The 19,910-nt window shown below is 69.9% G+C and carries 19 protein-coding genes; 11 read left to right on the top strand and 8 right to left on the bottom strand.

Translation table 11 applies throughout. The features are described from left to right. Positions 1 to 4: 4 nt before the first annotated feature. A complete protein-coding gene (locus J2X46_RS17410; RefSeq protein WP_310252769.1) occupies positions 5 to 1,186 on the bottom strand; it encodes an MFS transporter in 1,182 nt (393 codons plus the stop codon). A gap of 33 nt (positions 1,187 to 1,219) precedes the next feature. Here J2X46_RS17410 and J2X46_RS17405 point away from each other — a divergent pair, with 33 nt between their 5' ends. The 3 genes from J2X46_RS17405 (at position 1,220) to J2X46_RS17395 (ending at position 3,656) form a co-directional block, all read left to right on the top strand. Then, positions 1,220 to 2,323, top strand: coding sequence for a ferrochelatase (locus J2X46_RS17405; RefSeq protein ID WP_310252767.1), 1,104 nt, complete (start codon positions 1,220 to 1,222; stop codon positions 2,321 to 2,323). Continuing rightward, positions 2,320 to 3,129: an inositol monophosphatase family protein gene (locus tag J2X46_RS17400; protein WP_310252765.1), complete on the top strand. Its 810-nt coding sequence runs from the start codon at positions 2,320 to 2,322 to the stop codon at positions 3,127 to 3,129. Before J2X46_RS17405 ends, J2X46_RS17400 begins: the two co-directional genes overlap by 4 nt. A gap of 236 nt (positions 3,130 to 3,365) precedes the next feature. Next, entirely contained in the window at positions 3,366 to 3,656 is a 291-nt protein-coding gene (locus J2X46_RS17395) for a DUF4193 domain-containing protein (RefSeq protein ID WP_056600397.1), read from the top strand. 70 nt (positions 3,657 to 3,726) lie between these two features. Here J2X46_RS17395 and J2X46_RS17390 read toward each other — a convergent pair whose 3' ends face one another. The 3 genes from J2X46_RS17390 to J2X46_RS17380 form a co-directional block, all read right to left on the bottom strand. After that, positions 3,727 to 4,392 (bottom strand): helix-turn-helix transcriptional regulator, encoded by a 666-nt coding sequence (locus J2X46_RS17390; RefSeq protein ID WP_310252758.1) that lies wholly within the window; start codon positions 4,390 to 4,392, stop codon positions 3,727 to 3,729. A 412-nt stretch (positions 4,393 to 4,804) separates the two neighbouring features. After that, the gene (locus tag J2X46_RS17385) at positions 4,805 to 5,131 is read right to left on the bottom strand and encodes a DUF4235 domain-containing protein (RefSeq protein WP_310252757.1); all 327 of its coding nucleotides are present in this window, start codon (positions 5,129 to 5,131) and stop codon (positions 4,805 to 4,807) included. A 21-nt stretch (positions 5,132 to 5,152) separates the two neighbouring features. Next, positions 5,153 to 5,599 carry a DUF3093 domain-containing protein gene (locus tag J2X46_RS17380; protein WP_310252756.1) on the bottom strand — a complete coding sequence of 149 codons (447 nt, stop codon included), beginning with the start codon at positions 5,597 to 5,599 and terminating at the stop codon, positions 5,153 to 5,155. 27 nt (positions 5,600 to 5,626) lie between these two features. Between J2X46_RS17380 and dut the strand changes: the two genes are divergently transcribed. The 4 genes from dut to J2X46_RS17360 are packed head-to-tail and all read left to right on the top strand — an operon-like array spanning position 5,627 to position 7,812. Next, positions 5,627 to 6,085, top strand: a complete 459-nt coding sequence (gene dut / locus J2X46_RS17375) for a dUTP diphosphatase (protein ID WP_310252754.1) — start codon at positions 5,627 to 5,629, stop codon at positions 6,083 to 6,085. Positions 6,086 to 6,112: 27 nt separating this feature from the next. Then, complete coding sequence (locus tag J2X46_RS17370; RefSeq protein WP_310252752.1) at positions 6,113 to 6,739, top strand: DUF3710 domain-containing protein; 627 nt, start codon at positions 6,113 to 6,115, stop codon at positions 6,737 to 6,739. Between the two features lie 3 nt (positions 6,740 to 6,742). After that, positions 6,743 to 7,105 (top strand): OB-fold nucleic acid binding domain-containing protein, encoded by a 363-nt coding sequence (locus tag J2X46_RS17365; RefSeq protein ID WP_310252751.1) that lies wholly within the window; start codon positions 6,743 to 6,745, stop codon positions 7,103 to 7,105. Continuing rightward, positions 7,102 to 7,812 carry a DUF3159 domain-containing protein gene (locus J2X46_RS17360; protein ID WP_310252749.1) on the top strand — a complete coding sequence of 237 codons (711 nt, stop codon included), beginning with the start codon at positions 7,102 to 7,104 and terminating at the stop codon, positions 7,810 to 7,812. The genes J2X46_RS17365 and J2X46_RS17360 overlap by 4 nt, the downstream gene beginning before the upstream one ends. Before the next feature lie 9 nt (positions 7,813 to 7,821). On the opposite strand, the gene J2X46_RS17355 is transcribed toward J2X46_RS17360, so the two are convergent. Together J2X46_RS17355 and J2X46_RS17350 are read right to left on the bottom strand one after the other, a co-directional pair. Further along, positions 7,822 to 8,493, bottom strand: a complete 672-nt coding sequence (locus J2X46_RS17355; RefSeq protein ID WP_310252747.1) for a TrkA family potassium uptake protein — start codon at positions 8,491 to 8,493, stop codon at positions 7,822 to 7,824. A 30-nt stretch (positions 8,494 to 8,523) separates the two neighbouring features. Then, a complete protein-coding gene (locus tag J2X46_RS17350) occupies positions 8,524 to 9,186 on the bottom strand; it encodes a TrkA family potassium uptake protein (protein WP_310252746.1) in 663 nt (220 codons plus the stop codon). 56 nt (positions 9,187 to 9,242) lie between these two features. On the opposite strand from J2X46_RS17350, the gene J2X46_RS17345 reads away from it, so the two are divergent. Both J2X46_RS17345 and J2X46_RS17340 read left to right on the top strand, forming a co-directional pair. Then, positions 9,243 to 11,294: an APC family permease gene (locus J2X46_RS17345; RefSeq protein WP_310252744.1), complete on the top strand. Its 2,052-nt coding sequence runs from the start codon at positions 9,243 to 9,245 to the stop codon at positions 11,292 to 11,294. Further along, positions 11,291 to 12,484, top strand: coding sequence for a TRAM domain-containing protein (locus tag J2X46_RS17340; RefSeq protein WP_310252742.1), 1,194 nt, complete (start codon positions 11,291 to 11,293; stop codon positions 12,482 to 12,484). The genes J2X46_RS17345 and J2X46_RS17340 overlap by 4 nt, the downstream gene beginning before the upstream one ends. A 21-nt stretch (positions 12,485 to 12,505) precedes the next feature. Here the strand turns inward: J2X46_RS17340 and J2X46_RS17335 are convergent, their stop codons facing one another. Beyond that, positions 12,506 to 13,900, bottom strand: a complete 1,395-nt coding sequence (locus tag J2X46_RS17335) for an MFS transporter (RefSeq protein ID WP_310252741.1) — start codon at positions 13,898 to 13,900, stop codon at positions 12,506 to 12,508. Continuing rightward, positions 13,897 to 15,186 carry an MFS transporter gene (locus J2X46_RS17330; RefSeq protein ID WP_310252739.1) on the bottom strand — a complete coding sequence of 430 codons (1,290 nt, stop codon included), beginning with the start codon at positions 15,184 to 15,186 and terminating at the stop codon, positions 13,897 to 13,899. The genes J2X46_RS17335 and J2X46_RS17330 overlap by 4 nt, the downstream gene beginning before the upstream one ends. Positions 15,187 to 15,441: 255 nt before the next feature. Between J2X46_RS17330 and J2X46_RS17325 the strand changes: the two genes are divergently transcribed. Beyond that, complete coding sequence (locus J2X46_RS17325) at positions 15,442 to 16,221, top strand: helix-turn-helix domain-containing protein (RefSeq protein WP_310252737.1); 780 nt, start codon at positions 15,442 to 15,444, stop codon at positions 16,219 to 16,221. Continuing rightward, entirely contained in the window at positions 16,211 to 19,909 is a 3,699-nt protein-coding gene (locus tag J2X46_RS17320) for a nitrate reductase subunit alpha (RefSeq protein ID WP_310252735.1), read from the top strand. The genes J2X46_RS17325 and J2X46_RS17320 overlap by 11 nt, the downstream gene beginning before the upstream one ends. Position 19,910 lies beyond the last annotated feature (1 nt).

Genomic DNA, 19,910 nt, shown 5'->3' with positions numbered 1-19,910 from the left:
GAGGCTAGCGGGGTGACCCACCTGCTCGGGCGGTCTGGGCGACGAGCGCGCCCAGGATCCCGCCGACGAGCGCGACGGAGTACGCCGCCGACGCGCCGCTGTGGTCGACCACGAAGCCTGCGATGCTCGCGCCGGGCGCGACACCGGCCACGATCCCGGTGTGCAGGATCGCCATGCCCTCGGTGAGCCGGCTCGACGGCACCGCCTGCTCGACCATCGTCATCGCACCGATCAATGTGGGTGCGATCGCGAGGCCACCGACGAGCAGCACGGCCGCCATCAGCGGGACCGACTCGATGAACATCAGCGGTGCCATCGCCAGCGCCATTGCCGCCGAGCCCCACCGCAGCCGCACCTCCGGACCGCTGCGCCAGACGATCGCGCCCGTCACGAGCCCTGCGACGAGGCTGCCGAAGGACCACGTGGCAAGGAGCCAGCCGGCGACCCAGCGCTTGCCCGCCTCCTCGGCGAACGCGACGGTGGTGACCTCGGCGGCGCCGAAGAGCGCCCCCAGGGTGAGACAGACGAGCGCGAGGGGGAGCACGAGGTGCCACGGCATCGGTGCCCACCCGCTGGCCTCCTGTGTCCGTCCGGCGGGCGGCTCCGTGCTGCGCTGGGCGGCGAAGGCGTAGGTGCCGACGAGTCCGGTCACGATGGCCGTCGTCAGGCCGGCGACGGGGTGCCAGCTGGTGGCGAGCAGCGTCACGAGCACCGGACCCACCACGAAGACGACCTCGTCGAGGACCGCCTCCAGGGCGAAGGCCGTCTGCTTCTGACCGGGGTCGTCGAGCACGTAGGCCCAGCGCGCGCGGACGCTCGCGCCGACCTGGGGGAGCGCGGCGCCGGCGACGGCTGCGAAGACGTACGTCAGTACGCGCGGCCAGTCCTGCTCGACCGCGACCATCATCAGTGCGAGCCCGGCCCCGAAGAGCGAGATCGCGAGCGGCAGAACCCTGGACTGGCCGAAGGAGTCGACCAGCCGGCCGTGCAGCACGGCGAACGCGGCCTCTGCGAGGACGAACACCGCTGAGACCGTGCCGGCGTACCCGTAGGAACCGGTGCGGTGCTCGACGAGCAGCACGATGCCGAGCCCGACCATGGAGATCGGCAGCCGGGCGACGAGCGCGGCGCTGCTGAAGGCGAGGGCGCCGGGACGGGCGAGGACCCGGCGGTAGGAGTCGAGCATCGAGGTGATCGTAGGGCGCTCTACGCTGGCAGCATGAATCCCGCGGGTCACCCCGACGTGAAGCCGTACGACGCTCTCCTGGTGCTCTCCTTCGGGGGCCCGGAGAAGCCCGAGGACGTGGTGCCGTTCCTGGAGAACGTGACCCGCGGGCGGGGGATCCCTCGCGAGCGGCTCGAGCAGGTGGGGCAGCACTACTTCCTGTTCGGCGGACGCAGCCCGATCAACGACCAGAACCGTGCGCTGATCGGCGCTCTGGAGAAGGACTTCGCCGACCAGGGCATCGACCTGCCGATCTACTTCGGCAACCGCAACTGGGAGCCGTACCTCGCCGACACGGTCGCGCAGATGGTCGCCGACGGCGTCGAGCGGGCGGCGGTCTTCACCACGTCGGCGTACTCGTCGTGGTCGTCGTGCCGGCAGTACCGCGAGAACCTCTTCGACGCGGTCGCCGCGACGCCGGGGGCTCCACGGCTGGACCGGCTGCGGCAGTACTTCAACCACCCCGGCTTCATCGACCCGGTGGTCGACGCGTGCGTCGAGGCCCTGACCGGCTTGCCCGACCACGGCGACCGGGCGCGCCTGGTGTTCGTCACGCACTCGATCCCGACGTCGATGGCGGAGACGAGCGGCGGGCCGGACAACGGAGGGGCCTACGTCCGACAGCACCGCAGCGCCGTCGACGAGGTCGCGCGTCGGGTCAAGCAGGCCACGGGTCGGGCGCACCGCCACGACCTCGTCTACTGCTCGCGCTCGGGCGCCCCGTCCACACCATGGCTCGAGCCCGACGTCAACGACCACCTCGAGGAGCTCGCGACCGACGGCGTCGCGCAGGTCGTGCTGGTGCCGATCGGGTTCGTGTCCGACCACATGGAGGTCATCTACGACCTCGACACCGAGGCGTTGGCGACCGCCGAGCGGCTGGGCATCCAGGCCGTGCGGGCCGCCACCTCGGGCACCGACCAGCGCTTCGTGACGATGGTCCGCGAGCTGGTCGTCGAGCGCGCCGCGGCCGAGCGTGGGGAGCAGCCGGAGCGCCCGGCCCTGGGCTCCCTCCCGCCGGGACCGGACCTGTGCGCTGCGGGGTGCTGTCCCAACCCCCGCGGTCCGCGCCCGGCCCTGTGCGGGGTCGACTCGTGAGCGCCACGCCCGAGGAGCTGCGCGAGGTCGCCCTCACCGTCGGTCGCGAGGCGGCCACCCTGGCGCGCCGGATGCGCAGCGAGGGCGTGGACGTGGCCGACACCAAGTCGAGTGCCACCGACGTCGTGACGCGGGCCGACCACGCGACCGAGGAGCTGCTGCGCGAGCGGCTGCTCGAGCTCCGGCCCGACGACTCGATCCTCGGTGAGGAGGGTGACGACCACGAGGGCACCAGCGGGGTGCGGTGGATCGTGGACCCGATCGACGGCACGGTGAACTACCTCTACGGCATCCGCGACTGCTCCGTATCGGTCGCCGCGGAGCAGGACGGCGTCCTCGTCGCGGGGGCCGTGGTCGGCATCCTGACCGACGTCGTGTACGCCGCTGCGCTCGGCCACGGCGCGACCCGTGACGGTGCGCCCATCTCCGTGCGGCCCAGCCCGCCTGTCGGCCAGCGTCTGGTGATGACCGGGTTCGGCTACCGCCCCGACGTGCGCGCGCATCAGTCCGAGTGCCTGGCGAAGCTGCTGCCCCAGGTCCGTGACATCCGCCGGATCGGCTCGAGCTCGCTCGACATCTGCCACGTCGCCGACGGCTCTGCGGACGCGTACGTCGAGGAGGGCCCGCTGCCGTGGGACTGGTCTGCGGCAGCCGTGATCCTGGGCGAGGCCGGCGGCCGGTTCGGGGTGCTCCCCGGGACGAAGTCGCTCGAGGGGTGGACCAGTCACGGGGTCGTCGTGGCGACACCGATCGACGGGTGGGACGCCTTCGTGGACAAGCTGCGCGAGACCGGTTTCGTCGCCTGAACTACTGTCGCCCCGCACGCCTGGACGGTGGTCAGCGCACGCCCGAAAAGGTGGTCGGGATCACCCCCGACTCGCGGGAATAGCGAGACGTGGCCCACTGTTCATGCGACACGTTGCGGACCGGCTCACCACGGAACCGGTTCATGGTGCACAATCTGGCGCCGACGACGAGCACAACTGGTCTCAGCCCGCCGTGATCCGGCGAGCACGAGCCACAGCATGGGGAGAGGGATCCGATGGCCACCGACTACGACGCACCGCGCAAGTCCGAGGAGGACCAGAGCGAGGAGAGCATCGAGGAGCTCAAGGCCCGCCGCCACGACAAGAACTCCGGCAAGGTCGACGAGGACGAGACCGAGGCGGCCGAGTCCTTCGAGCTCCCCGGTGCCGACCTCTCGCACGAAGAGCTTGCGGTGGAGGTCATGCCGCGGCAGGACGACGAGTTCACCTGCATGAGCTGCTTCCTGGTTCACCACAGGTCGCAGCTGGCCGATGAGAAGAAGCTCATCTGCCGCGACTGCATCTGAGCAGGCACCACCTCAGACAGAGACAGCGCCCGCCCCTCGCCCGAGGAGCGGGCGCTGTGTCATGTCCGTTCTAGGCGGCCGGTGGCAGGCCCCGCCGGCTCCCCAACCTCGCCTCCCGGACCTCGTCGAGGTGCTCGGCCTCAGCAGCCAGCTGGTGGACGGCGGGATGGTCGCACGGGACGCCGAACAACGCCCGCTCCCGGCGCTTGAGGTAGGGGTTCAGCCGGTACCTGATCGCCGGGTCGCGCCGCTTGCGTGAGCGGTCACGCCAGACGAAGTAGTCGACCGTCGTCATCTCGCGGAACTCCCGCGGGATCCACCACCCGGTCGCGGTCAGGTCGGTGTGTGCCGGGAACCGGCTGCCACCGTGCTTCCGCGCCCCGTCAGCACGCATCGGCTCCACCGGCTCGCCGGTCGCCTCGTCCCGGAGCTCGACCTTCACGCCGGCGAGCCGCAGCATCCGCTGCAGCACGTCCACGCGCGGGCTCGTCCGCCCGGTCTCCCATCGCGCGACCACCGACTGGGAGACCCCGAGGATCGCCGCGAGGCCGCGCTGCGAGACGTCCAGGATCCGCCGGATCCGTCGGACGACCCCGGGCACCCCACCTCCGAACGGCCCCATCCAGAAGTACTCCCGCTCGGCCTCGCTCCAGTTGGCCAGGCAGTCCCACGCCGCCGGGTCGATCGTCGGCTCGGCGGAGGTGGCTGTGTCGGTGTGCGGCTCGTTGTCGTCCATCAGGTCGTTCCCCCTGTGCGCCGGAATCTCGTCGTCCCGACATCACACCCCGAGCCACCGACCCTCAGGTCCCAGCTCTCCACAGGACCGACCCCGCCGCCTCGATACGCCTCCCTGTGGACACTTGCTGGCCAGTCTTTCGACATCGACCGCCACTGCCCTCACCCTCCGCGTACTAGCCCTTGAGTCGCCCACAGACTCAAGGTCCACGGTCGGGTCGTCCGGCGCACGCCGTTAGCCCTTGAGTCGCTCAGAGACTCAAGGGCTAGGACGGAGGGCGGATCGGCGGGCGCGTTCTCGACGTTGAGTCGCTCGGAGACTCAAGGGCTAGTACGGCGACCCAAGGGGCGCGGCTCGCGGCAGGGCGCACCACCCTGGCTTCCCAGGTCGTGCCCGCCGCTGGGGCTGTGGGTCAGGACTGCGGGGCGGGGGCCTTGTCGGCGTCCTGGCCGTCCTTCTGGAGCTGCGGGGGCAGGTGGCCGGTGGACTTGGCGTAGTAGTGCGCCGCGCGGCGAGTGGCGAGCATCCGGGCGACGCCGATCAGGGTGCCGCTGAGGGCTGCCCACATGATGGCCTCGGCGATGCTGACGTCGGGGTCGGCGGGGTTGGCCGGCGGGTTCTTGCCCGTTGCGGCGCGCCAGGAGGAGTTGAGGCCCTTCTTGGCGACGGCCGCTGCGCCGAGGGCGGCGACGAGCGAGAACGCCGAGTAGAACTTGCTGTTCGAGTCCGTGGAGGCCATGTCGGCAGCCTAGCGAGCCCGCTACCGGGTCCGGGACGCCTCTAGGGCTGAGACCAGCCGGTCGGGCCGCTTGCAGCTCACCAGCCAGTACGGCGTGGGGTCGGCGGGGTCGGTGATGTCGACCCGGACGCCGCGCTTGAGGTAGGGCCGCAGCAGGAGGTAGGCCCGGGCGTCCGCGTCCACGCCGGCCTGGCGACGCAAAGCCTCGGCGTCCAGGGCGGCGACGGAACCGACGTGCTCGAGCGGGATGTGGGCGCGACCGGCGCGGAGCTGGCCCTCCTCGATGCCCACTCGCGCCCGGCCGTAGCCGACGAACAGGGCGACCATCAGCGCCAGCGCGCCGAACGTCACGGACCAGGCGACGACGCCGGGCGTGGCGGCCAGCACGGCCAGCCAGAGTGACGCCACGAGCATCGTGCCCTGCGCCCACCAGCGCAACGGGACGGTGAGGCGTTCGGCGTAGTCCACGGCGCAGAGCCTATAGATTCACTCCTCGTGCCCGACCACGACCTCGAGATCGCCGTCATCCGCCTCGACCCGGACCTGCCGCTGCCGTCGTACGCCCACCCCGGGGATGCGGGCGCCGACCTGCACACGACGATCGACGTGACGCTGGGCCCGGGGGAGCGCGCCCTCGTCCCGACCGGCATCTCGATCGCGCTGCCGGACGGGTTCGTCGCGCTGGTGCACCCGCGGTCGGGGCTCGCGGCCCGCCACGGGCTCTCCATCGTGAACACTCCCGGCACCGTCGACGCGGGCTACCGAGGCGAGATCATGGTGCTGCTGATCAACCACGACCCCGTGGAGCCGGTCACGCTGAGCCGCGGAGACAGGATCGCCCAGCTGGTCATCCAGCGCTACGAGCGCGCCCGTTTCGTCGAGGTGGGGGTGCTGCCCGAGTCGGTCCGGGGAGCCGGGGGCTACGGTTCTACAGGTACCGGCTCGCGTTCCTGAGCCGGTCGTGACGAAGGAGTAGTTGACGTGAGGTTCCGTCGCAAGGACGAGGCCGCCCAGCCGGGCGAGGAGACGGCCGCCGCCGAGGCGGCCCCCGAGACGTCGGACGCCTCCGGCCCCTTCGACGTCTCCCAGGTCGAGGGCGACGGCGTCGAGCGCGCCGACCTCGGCTCGGTGCTCGTGCCCGCCATCGCCGACCGTGAGCTGAGGCTCCAGGTCGACGAGGCCAGCGGCCAGGTGCGCGCCGTGATGCTCGCCGGCTCCGACGGGGCGTGCGAGTTCCAGGCCTTCGCGGCCCCGCGCAACGGCGACCTCTGGTCGGACGTGCGCCCGCAGATCGCCGAGGACATGACCCGCCGTGGCGGCCACGCCACCGAGCGCGAGGGCCGTTGGGGCACCGAGCTGGTCTGCCAGATGCCGGTGACGCGTCCCGACGGCACGACGGCCACCCAGCCGTCGCGGATCATCGGGATCAACGGCGACCGCTGGATGCTGCGCGCGTCCTTCCTCGGCCGTCCCGCCGTCGAGCCCGATGCCACCTCGGACTGGGAGGACGCGCTCGCCCAGGTCGTCGTACGCCGCGGCGACGCCGCGATGCCCGTCGGTGAGCCGCTCCCGGTGCGGCTGCCCGATGATGCCCGCCGGGTGAGGTGAGCCGTGGGCGAGAAGAGCAAGCTGCGGCAGGCACTCTCGAAGTGGGCCGACAGCCAGGACCAGCACCAGCGCGACCTGCGCCAGTCCCACACCAGCACCGAGGCGGTCGCGATCGCCGACGCCCCCGAGCGTGAGCACGTCATCGTCAACGGCGTCCTCCGCACCGTCACCCTCCGTCCCCGCGGCGGCGTCCCCGCCCTGGAGGCCGAGCTCGACGACGGCTCCGGCGTGATCACCGTCGTGTGGCTGGGCCGCCGCCGGATCACCGGCGTCGACCCCGGCCGGTCGGTGACCGTGGCGGGCTGCATCGGCCGGCAGGGCGGCGTGCCCCTCATGTTCAACCCCCGGTACGAGCTGCGCCCGTGACCGACCAGCCCCACGCAGTGGAGGCCGACACGGTCGAGGCGGTCGTCCGCCAGCAGCTTGCCAAGGCCCTCGGCGGACGCCGCGGCATGGCCGAGGCAGCCGTGCCGACGATCCTGTTCACCGTCACCTGGCTGACGATGCGCGACCTGAACACGGCCCTCTTCGTCAGCATCGGCGCCGCGCTCCTGCTGCTCGTGGTCCGCCTCGTGCAGCGCTCGACGGTCCAGTTCGTCGTGAACGCGCTGTTCGGCATCGGCATCGGCTGGTACTTCGTGCACCGCTCCGCCGCCGCCGGTGGCTCCGAGCAGGACCAGGCGCTGGCGTACTTCCTGCCCGGCATCCTCTACAACGGTGGGTACGCCGTCGTGCTCGCGTTCACGTGCCTGATCGGCTGGCCGCTGGTGGGCTTCATGGTCGGCAGCATCACCGGGGACGCCACCGCGTGGCACTCCGACCGTCAGGTCGTGAAGCTCTGCAGCCGGCTGACCTGGCTGCTGGTCGCCCCGTGCATCATCCGCGTGGCCGTGCAGGCCCCGATCTGGCTGGCCGGGTCGTCCGGGTCGATCGACCCCGACGCGGCCGTGGCGGCGCTGGGGGTGCTCAAGATCGTGCTCGGCTGGCCGCTCCAGCTGGCCGCGCTCGGCTCGATGGTCTGGCTGCTCTCGCGCAACAAGACGCCGGTCGCGAGCGACCCCGCGACTGCCTGAGGCGTCCGGTCAGCCGTGGTGCTGGCTGGGCGACAGCAGGCGCTCGAGCTCGGTCTCGACCTCGGCAGGCACCACGAACAGGAGCTCGTCGCCGGACTCGAGCGGCTGCTCGGCCTCGGGCGTGTAGACCTGCCCGTCGCGCAGGATCGTGACGAGAGCGCAGTTCTCCGGAAACGGGACCAGGCCGGCCGGGGTGCCGACGTAGGGGGAGTCGGCCGACAGGGTGATCTCGACCAGGTTGGCGTTTCCCTGACGGAAGGTGAACAGCCGCACGAGGTCGCCGATGGAGACGGCCTCCTCGACCAGGGCCGACATGATGCGCGGGGTCGAGACGTTGACGTCGACGCCCCACGCCTCGGTGAAGAGCCACTCGTTGTTCGGGTGGTTGACCCGGCCGACGGTGCGCGGCACTCCGAACTCGGTCTTCGCGAGCAGCGAGGTGACCAGGTTGGCCTTGTCGTCGCCTGTGGCGGCGATGACCACGTCGCACTTGCCCAGCTGGGCCTCGGCGAGCGAGGACAGCTCGCACGAGTCGGCGAGCAGCCACTCGGCGTTGGGGACCCGCTCGGGGCGGATCGAGGACGGGTTCTTGTCGATGAGGAGGACCTGGTGGCCGTTCTCGATCAGCTCGCGGGCGATCGAGCGTCCGACGGCTCCGGCTCCGGCGATGGCGACGCGCATGTCAGCAGTGCTCCTGGCTTCTCAGTCGTCTCAGTCGTCTTCGGGGCCGGCCTCGAGCACGGCGTAGGCATGCGCGGCGTTCTCCTCGCGGATCACGATGTGGAGCATGTCGCCCTCCTGGAGCACCGTCTCCCGCGTCGGCAGCATGCCCTCGCCCAGCCGGTCGATCCAGGCGATCCGGCTCCGCGACTGCATCTGGAACTCGACCGTCCGGTTGCCGACCCAGACCTCGGGGATCGGGATGTGGTCGACCCGGATGGTGCCCGACGGGTCGCGGAAGTCGGGCTCCGCGCCGGCGGGCAGCAGGCGCCGCAGCACCTGGTCGGCCGTCCACTTCACCGTGGCGACGGTCGTGATGCCGAGGCGCTGGTAGACCTCGGCGCGGCCCGGGTCGTAGATGCGAGCCACGACCTGCTGGAGCCCGAAGGTCTCCCGCGCCACGCGCGCCGCGATGATGTTGGAGTTGTCACCGCTCGAGACCGCGGCGAACGCGTCGGCCCGGCGGATGCCGGCCTTCTCCAGCACCTGCTGGTCGAAGCCGTAGCCGGTGATCTTGTCGCCGTTGAACTCCGGACCCAGACGTCGGAACGAGTCGGGTTCGCTGTCGATGACGGACACCGTGTGGTTGCGGTCCTCGAGGCTGCGGGCAAGCGTCGAACCGACGCGGCCACAACCCATGATCACGACGTGCACGCCAGAACCGTATCCCAGCGAGGAATCTGCCGTCCCCGGGTCTAGGCTTGCCGCCCGTGAGTGTCGGCGATGTCTCCAAGCGGATCCTGCTGGGCCGCAAGCTGCGGAGCAGCCAGCTGGGCGAGACCCTGCTGCCCAAGCGCATCGCGCTGCCCGTGTTCGCCAGCGACGCGCTGTCGTCGGTGGCGTACGCCCCGGACGAGATCTTCATCATGCTGGCCGTGGCGGGCGCCTCGACCTACGTGTGGTCCTGGAAGATCGGCATCGCCGTCGCGCTGGTGATGCTCACCGTGGTGGCGAGCTACCGGCAGACAGTGCACGCCTATCCGTCCGGCGGTGGCGACTACGAGGTGGCCACGGTCAACCTCGGCCGCAACGCCGGCGTCACGGTGGCGAGCGCCCTCCTCGTCGACTACGTCCTGACCGTCGCGGTGTCGATCTCCTCGGCCGCGCAGTACGCCGCCGGCGCCATCAACGGGCTGATCGGCCACGAGGCCACGGTCGCAGCGGTGGCGGTGGTCGTGCTGACCGCCATGAACCTCCGCGGCGTGCGCGAGTCCGGCTCGTTCTTCGCCGTGCCCACCTACCTGTTCATGGTCGCCATCCTCGGCATGTGTGCGTTCGGGCTGCTCCGCCTGCTCGCCGGCGACCTCCCCGAGGCCGAGAGCGCCCACCTCTCCATCCAGCCTCAGGAGGGCTGGGACGGACCGCTGACCCAGGTCGGCCTGTTGTTCCTCCTCGCCCGCGCGTTCTCGTCGGGGTGTGCCGCGCTGACCGGCGTCGAGGCGATCAGCAACGGCGTGCCTGCCTTCCGCAAGCCCAAGAGCAAGAACGCCGCGACCACGCTGCTGCTCCTCGGCCTGATCGCGATCTCGATGATGATGAGCGTCATCGTGCTGGCGAAGCAGATGGCGATCCGCTACGTCGACCCGCACGAGCTCGAGCGGCTGCGTACGGCGTCGGGGGAGGCGGTCCCCGCGGGCTACGACCAGCACCCGGTGATCGCCCAGATCGCGGCCGGGGTCTTCGACCACTTCTCGCCAGGCTTCTACTTCGTCCTCACCGTCACCGGGATCATCCTGGTGCTGGCAGCCAACACGGCCTTCAACGGCTTCCCGGTGCTCGGGTCGATCCTCGCCCAGGACGGTCTGGCGCCGCGGTCCCTGGGCTCGCGCGGCGACCGCCTCGCCTACAGCAACGGCATCGTCTTCCTCGCCACCATGTCGATCCTGCTGATCTGGATCTTCGACGCCGAGACGACCAAGCTGATCCAGCTCTACATCGTCGGCGTCTTCGTCTCGTTCAACCTCAGCCAGCTCGGCATGATCCGGCACTGGACCCGCCACCTGAGGACCGAGACCGACCCTGCGTCGCGTCGTCGGATGCTGAGATCGCGGGCCATCAACACCTTCGGCCTCGGCATGACCGCGGTGGTGCTCGTCATCGTGCTCATCACCAAGTTCCTCGCCGGCGCCTGGATCACCATCCTCGCGATGGCCTTCTTCTTCTTCGTGATGAAGGGCATCGGGCGCCACTACGAGCGGGTCGAGCTCGAGCTCGCGGCCGACGAGCAGGACAAGGTGATGCCCACCCGCGTGCACGCGATCGTGCTGGCCTCCAAGCTGCACAAGCCCACGCTGCGGGCGCTCGCCTTCGCCCGCGCCACCCGCCCCAACGTCCTCGAGGCGATCTACGTCAGCATCGACACCAAGGCCACCAACCGGCTCCTGGAGGAGTGGGACGAGCGGCACCTCGACATCCCGCTGAAGGTGCTGCACTCGCCCTACCGCGAGGTCGTGCGGCCGATCGTCGAGTACACCCAGGAGATCCGCCGGGCCAGCCCCCGCGGCGTCGTCGCGGTCTACATCCCCGAGTACGTCGTCGGCCGGTGGTGGGAGCAGCTGCTCCACAACCAGACCGCGCTCCGGCTCAAGGGTCGGCTGCTGTTCACGCCGGGCGTCATGGTGATCTCGGTGCCCTACCAGCTCCGCTCGTCGCTGATCGCGAGCGAGCGAGAGGCGCGCGACGAGGTGCGCGTCCACGCCGGCGACCTGCGGCGCGGACGGGTGGCCTCGCGCAGCTCGTCGCGGCAGATCGACGACCTGTGAGCCGCACCAACCGCCCGCGGAAGGCGCGCGGTCGCTCGCGCGTCGGTGAGCGCTTCGAGGTCGAGGTGGGCCCGATCGCGCACGGCGGGCACTGCGTGGCCCGCCTGCCCGAGCCGGAGTCGCGGGTCGTGTTCGTCCGCCACGCGCTGCCCGGCGAGCGGGTCGTCGTCGAGGTCACCGAGGGAACCGACGGTGACCGGTTCTGGCGCGGCGACGCCGTGTCGGTCGAGACGCCGTCGTCCGACCGGGTGGCGCCGCCGTGCCCGTACGCCGGTCCCGGCCTCTGCGGCGGCTGCGACTTCCAGCACGTCGCCCTGCCGGCCCAGCGTGACCTGAAGGCCGCCGTCGTCCGCGAGCAGCTGGTCCGCCTCGGCAAGCTCGACGCCGACTCCGACCTGGTGCGCGGACTCGAGGTCGAGGCCGTGCCGGTCGAGGGACGTCCCGACGACGGCCTCCGGTGGCGCACCCGCCAGCGGTACGCCGCCCTTCCGGACGGCAGGCCGGCCATGCGGGCCCACCGATCACACACCCTCGTCCCGGTCGAGGACTGCCTGATCGCGGCCGAGGGCGCCCGCCCCGGGGACGCCCGTGCCGACGAGGGCTCGCTCGACCCCGTGACCCACGACGTCACCGCCGGCGACCAGACCCACCCGTTCTCGGTCGCCGCCGACGGCTTCTGGCAGGTCCACCCCGAGGCGCCCCGCGTCTTGGTGGAGACCGTCCTCGACCTGCTCGACCCGCAGTCGGGGGAGCGGGCGCTCGACCTGTACGCCGGCGTCGGGCTGTTCGGGCGCTTCGTCGGCGAGGCGACCGGTGCCCGCGTGGTCGCCGTGGAGGCGGACCGCACGGCCTGCCAGCACGCCCGCGCCAACCTCGCGCCGCTGAAGCCTGCGGTCGTCGAGTGCGGTCCGGTGGACCGGGTGCTGCGGGGCGGCTTCGACGAGCCGTTCGACCTCGTCGTCCTCGATCCGCCTCGCGAGGGCGCCAAGCGCGCCGTCGTCGAACAGGTGGTCGACCGCCGTCCCCGCGCGGTGGCGTACGTCGCCTGCGACCCCGCCGCGCTGGGTCGCGACGTGGCGATCTTCGCCGAGCACGGCTACGAGCTGGCGGCCATCCGCGCCTTCGACCTCTTCCCGATGACCAGTCACACGGAGTGCGTTGCGCTGCTCGAGCCTGCGACTGATTGCTAGCGGCTGCGGGAACCGAGCGGCTCAGCTGGGGCGCGGGGCTCCCTTGCGTGCGTAGCGCACCCAGGTGATCACGACACACATCACCGCCCAAGCGATCCCCACGGAGTAGAAGGCGGTGGCTCCGATGGTGGTGATCCCGACACCGAAGAAGAACGGCCCGAAGGCGGCGATCGCGGCAGTCCAACCGATCACGCCGCCGGCCTGGCGGCGTTCGAAGATCATCGGCATCTGCTTGAAGGTCGAGGCGTTCCCGATTCCGGCGAAGAGGAAGATCGCGAGCATGCCCCACAGGAACTGGTCGAAGTCAGAGTCGAGGCTGGCGGCCGAGCTGAGGTCCGGGGTCAGCGCGGGGAGGGTGTACGCGATGGACACGATGAGGCCGAGACCGGAGATCAACGTCCACACCGCCCCTCCCATGCGGTCGGTCAGCGGAGCGAAGACCACGCGAGCGCCCGCGCCGATGAGTGGGCCTAGGAAGACGAACTTCACCGGGTCCGGCACGGCGTACCCGTCGACCAGGAGGGTGGCGGTGGCACCGGCGCCGCTCACGATGTCAGCGTTGCCGGAGCCATAGAGGTTCGACATCAACAGCCCGAACTGAGCGGCCAGCCCGGAGAACGTCCCGAACGTCATGATGTAGAGCAGGGTCATCAACCAGGTGTCGGTGTTGTTGAAGATGTCGAACTGCTGGCGGATGTTGGCCTTGATCGGCACCGACTTGAGCATCGTCCACGCCAGTGCGGCGCCGATCACCATGAGCGGGATCCACACGAAGGCGGCGTTCTGGTACCAGACCTCCGTCGATGGCTTGCCTGCGACGGAGAGGTCCTGGCTGTCGCCGAGGAAGGCGAAGAACGAAGCGGCGATCAGGTACGGCGTGAGCAGCTGGACCAGCGAGACTCCGAAGTTGCCGAGTCCGGCCTGGAGACCTAGAGCCGTGCCTTGCTTGTTGCGTGGGAAGAAGTAGGACGTGCTGGGCATGAAGCCGGAGAACGCGCCGCCGCCGATGCCGGCGAGGAAGGCGAGGACCATCAGCTCCCAGTAGGGCGCGGTGGGGGACTGCACGCGTACGCCCCACCCGAGCGTGGATGCGATCAGCAGCAGCGTCGTCAGCGAGACCATCTTCCGGGTGCCGAGGATCGGCGGGAGTGTCATCCACCCGAGTCGGAACAAGCCTGCTGAGAGCCCGGGCATGGCAGCCATCCAGTACAGCTGGGAGCTGCTAAAGTTGTACCCGAGGGCGTTGAGCTTCGGGATGATGGCGCTGGGCAGGAACCAGGCGACGAAGGCCAGGGTCAGACAGAAGGTGGTGATCCACAGGGTCCGCCAGGCGAGTCCCGAGTCCCAGGTCGATTCGTCCTCGGGGTCCCAGGACTCCAGCCACTCTCCGGACGTGGTCGATGTCGTGGAGCTCATACCAGTGTCTCCTCACGGGCCTCGCTCGGCCGCTCGATGTGTCGCGCCAGCTCGGGCGACTCGGTGTGCAACATGTGGACGACAGTCCAGTGCATCCACGCCAGGCAGACGACGGTCAGGACGAACAGGACGAAGAAGGTGCTCGAGGGGAACCCGGACCACGCCTTGGTGTAGGCGAACAGCGGCGGAAGGAAGAAGCCGCCGAGGCCGCCGAGCATCCCGACCAGACCGCCGACGGTGCCGACGTTGTCGGGGAAGTACTCGGGGATGTGCTTGTACACGGCCGCCTTGCCGACGCCCATCGCGCACCCCAGCAGGAAGACCAGGACCGCGAAGGGAGCAAGCCCGATCGCGTAGGCGAGATGCTCGGTCTCGCGGCCGTCGGTGTGATCGATGACGATGTGGCCGTTGGGCATCATCAGCAGCGCCGAGACCAGCAGCATGGTGCTCAGTGACCAGTACATGACCCGGCGGGCGCCGAACCGGTCGGAGAGCCAACCGCCGTACGGGCGCAGCAGCGAGGCCGGGAAGATGTAGGAGGCGGTCAGGTACGCCGCGGTCTGCAGGGAGACGTCGAAGTTGTCCATGTAGTACGTCGGCAGCCAGGCGGCCAGAGCGACGTAGGCGCCGAAGAAGGCCACGTAGTAGAGCGCGAAGCGCCAGACGCGGACCTGCTTGAGGGGTGTGAGCTGTTGGGCCAGTGGTTGTGACGCACCAGGTGCCCGGTCCGCGTGCGGGGCGAGGAACCAGGTCGCCGCGGCCATCATCACCAGCAGAACGGCGTACAGCACCGGGACGAAGCGCCATCCGCCGGGGAAGATGCCCAGGTAGGTCGCCCCGACGGTGGTGCCTGCGATCAGCGGTGGGCCGACGAACTTGGTGACCGAGGCCCCGACGTTGCCGGCACCGAAGATCCCGAGTGCGAAGCCCTGGTGGCGGCGCGGCTGCCAGGCCGAGTTCCAGGCGATGCCAGAGCTGAACGAGTTGCCGGCGAATCCGACGAAGAAGGCCAGCACCAGCAGCATGGCGTAGGAGTCGGCCCTCGAGACGAGGTAGGCCGGCAAAGCAGATCCGAGCAGCAGGAAGGTCATCACCTTCCGGCCACCGATCCGGTCCGTGATCATGCCGGCGGGGAGTCGCCACAAGGAGCCGTTGAGCACCGCCGCCGCGATGATCCACGACAGCTGGACCTCGGACAGACCGAACTCGGCACTGATCGGCTTCCCGAGGATCCCGAACATCAGCCACACCGCGAACATGAGGGTGAAGCCCGCGGTCGAGAGCACGAGCACTCGGGTAGGGCCTGCTCCTACGACGCCATTCGTGCTGTCCTGACCGCGCGCTCGGCTGGGGACCTGACTGGGCGGGCTCACGGACGGCATGGGCTCTCCTGGGCAACGGCTGGCTGCTGCAGCGGCGGGATGAGAAGTGTGCTCCTGCATTTCCTCATCCGTCCGAGTCGGCGGCCACGTCCGAGGGTCCTTTCAATACGGGACTTTGGACCCGTTGCCCGTCCTTCCAATACGGGTGATGGTGAGGGGGTGACCTCCGAGCAGACGCACAGCGCCGTTGCCGGCGCCGGTCTGCTCGCCTCGCCAGCGCGCCGGGCGATCGTTGATGCCTTGCAGCAGCATCATCCGGCCGAGGGCGATGTCGATCCCGGAGGGATGACGGCGGCCCAGCTCGGCGAGGTGCTCGGGCTCCATCCCACCACGGTGCGCTTCCACACCGATCGCCTCGAGGCCGCCGGCATCATCGCCTCGCACCTCACCACCGCATTTGGCGTGGGCCGGCCCCGCAAGTTGTACTCGCTCCCACCCCACGCCCACGACGTGGACAGGGCCACGTACCTACTCCGCCTCCTCGAGCTGATGACGGAGTCATTCAGCACCAATGACACCCCTGAGCAGGCGGGGGAGCGGTGGGCACGCGACCACCTGCCGCTGTCGGCATCTGCTCCGGCGTCGTCTCCCGGAGCATGGCTCGGCAAGATCGGCCCTCTCGTCGACCTGCTCCGGGACTGGGGCTACTCGCCTGAGCTCACCACCAGCGACGGCGGGCGGACGTGCAGCATCGCTCTCGCCGACTGCCCCTTCATGGAGCTCGCGCGCGCCAACACCGCTGTCGTGTGCGGCATCCACCAGGGCCTGCTGCGTGGAGCCCTGCACCAGCTCGGTGAGGACGACATCGGTGTCTCCATCAGCCCTTTCGTCGGTCCGAACCTCTGCCACGCCCAGGTCACCACACGCCAGTCCTTCGCAGACCATCACGTCCACCAGCCAGTCGACCCGCCACGCGAGGAGTCTCCGCATGAGTCTTGACAGCCCGATGCAGCAGGCCCTGATCTCGGGTCGCCAGTTCTTCACCAAGGCGGAGGTCAGCGACGACCAGCGCAGCCTCCACAAGAAGGGCGGCCGCGATGGCGACGCGTTCTACCGGGACCGGTGGAGCCACGACAAGGTGGTGCGCTCCACCCACGGAGTCAACTGCACGGGCTCCTGTTCGTGGAAGGTCTACGTCAAGGACGGCATCATCACCTGGGAGGCTCAGCAGACCGACTACCCCAGCGCCGGCGCCGACCGACCGGAGTACGAGCCCCGCGGATGCCCCCGTGGTGCCGCGTTCTCCTGGTACACCTACAGCCCCACCCGGGTGCGCTACCCCTACGTCCGCGGCGTGCTCCTCGACCTCTACCGCGCCGCCAAGCAGACGTACGGCGACCCGGTCGTCGCCTGGGGTTCCATCGTCCAGGACGAGGAGCAGTCACGCGCGTACAAGAAGGCCCGAGGCAAGGGCGGACTGGTCCGGGCCAGCTGGGATGAAGTCACCGAGATCGTCGCCGCAGCCCATGTGTACACCGTCAAGCGCTGGGGTCCGGACCGAATCGCCGGGTTCTCGCCCATCCCGGCGATGTCGCCCGTGTCCTACACCTCCGGCGCCCGATTCCTCGAACTCATCGGCGCGCCGATGCTGTCGTTCTACGACTGGTACGCCGACCTGCCCAACGCCTCGCCGCAGATGTTCGGCGACCAGACCGACGTCCCGGAGTCGGGCGACTGGTGGGACGCCGGCTACCTGATGATGTGGGGCTCCAACGTCCCCACCACGCGCACCCCGGATGCCCACTGGATGACCGAGGCGCGCTACCGCGGCCAGAAGGTCATCGCCGTCGCCCCCGACTACGCCGAGAGCGTGAAGTTCGCCGACGAGTGGGTCAGCCCGGCGCCCGGGACCGACGGCGCACTCGCCATGGGGATGGGGCACGTGATCCTCAAGGAGTACTACGTCGACAGCACCATCCCGTTCTTCGCCGACTACACCAAGCAGTTCACCGACCTGCCGCACCTGGTGTGCCTCGAGCCGTCCGCGGACGGCTCCTACCGGCCCGGCAAGTTCCTCGTCGAAGGGGACCTCGGCGGGACGAGCGAGAACGCCATGTGGAAGCCGGCGCTCATCGACGCCGGCACCGGCGAGGTGCGGATCCCGCACGGGTCGATCGGAGACCGCTTCGGCGAAGAGGGCGCCGGGAAGTGGAACCTCGAGCTCGGCGACATCGACCCCGCGCTCAGCATGTACCGCGACCACCAAGGCGGCACCCGGGAGGCCGTCGAGGTCGAGCTCCCGCGCTTCGACGCCGCCGACGGCAAGGTCGCCCACGAGCGCCGCGGCGTCCCAGTGGCCCGGGTGGGCGAACGCGTAGTCACCACCGTGCTCGACCTGCTGCTCGCGCAGTACGGCGTGGCACGCGAGGGCCTGCCGGGACAGTGGCCCCGCACCGACGCCGACGACCCGCACGGCTACGACGACCCCGCCGTGCCGGCCACCCCCGCGTGGCAGGAACAGCACACCGGCGTCCCCGCGAGCCAGGTCACCCGGCTGGCTCGGGAGTGGGCGCAGAACGCCATCGACAGCAACGGACGAGGGATGATCCTGCTCGGGGCGGGGGTCAACCACTGGTTCCACTCCGACCAGATCTACCGCGCGATCCTGCTCCTCACCACCATCACCGGCACTCAGGGCCGCAACGGCGGCGGCTGGGCGCACTACGTCGGCCAGGAGAAGATCCGCCCGATCATGGGCTTCCAGCACATGGCGTTCGCCCTGGACTGGCACCGCCCGCCGCGGCACATGAACCAGACGGCGTACTGGTACGTGAACACCTCCCAGTACCGCTACGACACCTTCAGCGCCGACGACCTCGACGCCGGCACGGGGGTCTTCGCGGGGCGATCGGTGATGGACCTGCTGGCCCAGTCGGTGCGCTTGGGGTGGTCGCCGTCGTACCCCACCTTCGACCGCAGCAGCCTGCAGCTCGCCGACGATGCCGAGGCGGCGGGCATGGACGCGCCGTCCTACGTCGCCCAGCAGCTCAAGGACGGTGCCCTCCGCTTCGCGGTGGAGGACCCCGAGCACGAGGACAACCACCCCCGCATCCTGTCGCTGTGGCGCTCGAACCTGCTCGGGTCCTCAGCCAAGGGAAACGAGTACTTCCTGCGTCACCTGCTCGGCACGGACTCGGCGGCGACCGCCGTCGAGGCCCCGCCCGACCAGCGCCCGCTTGACGTGGAGTGGCCCGACAGGGCCGCCGAGGGCCGCCTCGACCTGTTGATGACCATCGACTTCCGGATGACCTCCTCGACGATCTTCAGCGACGTCGTGCTGCCCGCGGCCACGTGGTACGAGAAGCACGACCTGTCGACCACCGACATGCACCCGTTCGTCCATTCCTTCAATCCCGCCATCGCACCCCCGTGGCAGACCAAGTCGGACTGGGACACCTGGAAGGTCATCGCCAAGAAGTTCTCCGATCTCGCCGAGACCCACCTCGGGACGCGCAAGGACGTGGTGGCCAAGCCGCTGTGGCACGACACCCCGGAGGCGATGGCGAGCGAGCACGGCGTGGTGAAGGACTGGAAGACGGGCGAGGTGGACCCCATCCCGGGCAAGACGATGCCGGTGATCGCGGTGGCCGAGCGCGACTACACCGCGATCTTCGACAAGATGACCTCGATCGGCCCGCTCATGGAGAACGTCGGGATGCTCACCAAGGGCGTCGCCTACGACGTCAAGCGGGAGATCGACATCTTGCGCACCCGCAACGGCGTCGCTCGCGGTGGCGCCGGCGACGGGCAGCCCAAGGTCGAGACCGACATCCAGATGGCCGACGCGATCCTCCACCTCGCAGGGGTCTCCAACGGGCACCTGGCGACCCAGGGCTTCCGGTTCCTGGAGAAGCGGACCGGGACGGAGCTCGCCGACCTCGCCGCCGAGCACGAGGGCAAGCAGATCACCTTCGCCGACACCCAGGTCGCGCCTGTGCCGGTGATCACCTCGCCGGAGTGGTCCGGCTCGGAGTCGGGCGGGCGGCGGTACAGCCCCTTCACGATCAACATCGAGCGGAAGAAGCCGTTCCACACCCTCACCGGCCGACAGCAGTTCTACGTCGACCACGACTGGTTCCTCGGGATGGGCGAGATGCTCCCGGTCTACCGCCCACCTCTGAACATGACCCACCTGTTCGGGGAGCCAGAGATCGGCACCACCGGCGAGCTCGGCGTCTCCGTGCGCTACCTGACCCCGCACAACAAGTGGTCGATCCACTCCGAGTACCAGGACAACCTCTTCATGCTCTCGCTCTCGCGCGGCGGGCAGTCGGTCTGGATGTCCGACCGGGACGCCACCAAGGTCGGCATCAAGGACAACGACTGGATCGAGATGGTCAACCGCAACGGCGTGGTCGCAGCGCGCGCCATCGTGAGCCACCGCATGCCCGAGGGCACCGTCTACATGCACCACGCCCAGGACCGGCTCATCGACGTCCCACTCACCGAGCGCGACGGCAAGCGCGGAGGCATCCACAACAGCCTCACGCGCATCCTGATGAAGCCCAACCACATCGTCGGCGGCTATGCCCAGCTGTCCTACTTCTTCAACTACATCGGCCCGATCGGCAACAACCGTGACGAGGTCACCATGATCCGCAAGCGGACCGCGAAGGTGGAGTACTGAC

The sequence above is a fragment of the Nocardioides sp. BE266 genome, from assembly GCF_031457855.1.
Classification (GTDB): Bacteria; Actinomycetota; Actinomycetes; order Propionibacteriales; family Nocardioidaceae; genus Nocardioides.
Note: the sequence above shows the minus strand (reverse complement) of the source record. Positions and strands in the feature narration are given on the sequence as shown.